2 protein-coding genes are annotated in these 1,724 nt (G+C 42.8%); one reads left to right on the top strand and one right to left on the bottom strand.

Annotated elements, in window-relative coordinates:
• Positions 1 to 234: 234 nt before the first annotated feature.
• Complete coding sequence (locus F6K38_RS41210; protein ID WP_287257066.1) at positions 235 to 387, top strand: hypothetical protein; 153 nt, start codon at positions 235 to 237, stop codon at positions 385 to 387.
• Positions 388 to 466: 79 nt separating this feature from the next.
• On the opposite strand, the gene F6K38_RS41205 is transcribed toward F6K38_RS41210, so the two are convergent.
• On the bottom strand, positions 467 to 1,724 hold a 1,258-nt coding region (locus F6K38_RS41205), incomplete at its 5' end, for a pentapeptide repeat-containing protein (protein ID WP_287360609.1).

Here is a 1,724-nt window from a genome sequence, read left to right as displayed (position 1 = left end):
ACAATGGTGGCCACCTAGAAATCATGGCTGCTTCCCCTGAACATTAACGTTTTAAAAACGTGATGGATCGCTTTGTTTAAAGCTTAGCTTAAGCATTGAAAATTAGGAGTTTTTTTTAGGTTAAAATCCCTTTATAAGTCCCGAAATTATTGTTGATAAACCTGATTTATGTTATTAATAACAAGGTTGTTGATGGTTAAAGGTTAACCGTTTGACTGTTATTGGATATAGCTAATGAAATTAGTGTCGAATTACCAGTTAGGTAAATTAGGCGATCGCTCTTTTTTAATACAGATAAATTATCAGACGAATTACCAGTTAGGTAAAAAAGAGCGATCGCTCTTTTTTAATACAGATAAATTATCAGTCGAATTACCAGTTAGGTAAATTAGGCGATCGCTCTTTTTTAATACACATAACTGGTAAGTTTTCAAGAACTAATTTCAGAGGGTTCACCTGGAAAATTCTAAAAAATTGCTCCTCTTTTAATTAGCTTAAGCTTTGTGGATTCATCAATTCCTACAATATATCCGAATCGGGCATTTTTCACGTCAGCACCATTAAGGTTAGCACTACTGAGATCGGCACCAGTGAGGTTGGCACTACTGAGATCGGTATCTTTAAGGTCAGCACGATACAAGTAGGCACCACCAAGGTTAGCGCCACTGAGGTTTGCAGCACTAAAATCGGTACCAGACACCCTCATAGGACACAAGTTGGCAAGACTAAGGTTGGCACCACTAAGATTGGCACCACTGAGGTTGGCACTATAAAGAGAGGCACCCCTGAGGTTGGCACCACTGAGGTTAGCACTATAAAGAGAGGCACCCCTGAGGTTGGCACCACTGAGGTTGGCACCACTCAGCTCAGTACCCCTGAGATTGCTATCAATCAGCTTGGCATTACTGAGGTTGGCACCACTGAGGTTGGCACCACTGAGCTTGGTACCCCGCAGATCGGCACCACTGAGATTGGCACCACTCAGCTCAGTACCCCTGAGGTTAGCACTACTGAGATTGGCATTACTGAGGTTGGCACTATACAGAGAGGCACCACTGAAGTTCGCATTACTGAGGTCGGCACCACTAAGGTCGGCACCACTAAGATTGGCACGAATTAGCTTCGCACTACTGAAGTTGGCATTGCTGAGGTTAGCATTACCGAGGTTCCCACCAATCACCTTAACATCACTGAGGTTAGCACCACTCAAGTTCGCACGAATCAAATTAGCACGAATCAGGTTAGCACTACTGAGGTCGGCACCACTAAGGTTTGCATCATTGAAGTCGGCACCACTTAAGTCGGCACCACTCAAGTCTGCACCACTCAAGTCTGCATCACATAGGTTAGCACCACTGAGCTTGGTATCACTGAGGTCCGCATCACTGAGGTTCGCACCCCTCAAGTCTCGACCCACAGCTCCACCACTAGCAATCTCTGCGACTAGACGCCATTTATGATCAAGCTTGCTATTATCTTCATCATCTGAACTTTCGTTCAAAATTTGAATATCTTTAACAGGAAAACCACTTAATTCTTTTAGGTCTTCTGATTTTATCCGAGCTTCAAGCCCTTCGATAGCTTCTTGAAACCCCTCTAAGATTAAGCGGCTTGGTTTGATATCAATAATGTTGATCGTGTATCCTGAAGATTGTTGTAAAATAGATTCAATCAGTTTTGAAGGTTGAACTGAATTTATATCTCCTTCTAATACAAGAACAGCT

The sequence above is a fragment of the Moorena sp. SIO3B2 genome, from assembly GCF_010692525.1.
Taxonomy (GTDB): domain Bacteria; phylum Cyanobacteriota; class Cyanobacteriia; order Cyanobacteriales; family Coleofasciculaceae; genus Moorena; species Moorena producens.
Note: the sequence above shows the minus strand (reverse complement) of the source record. Positions and strands in the feature narration are given on the sequence as shown.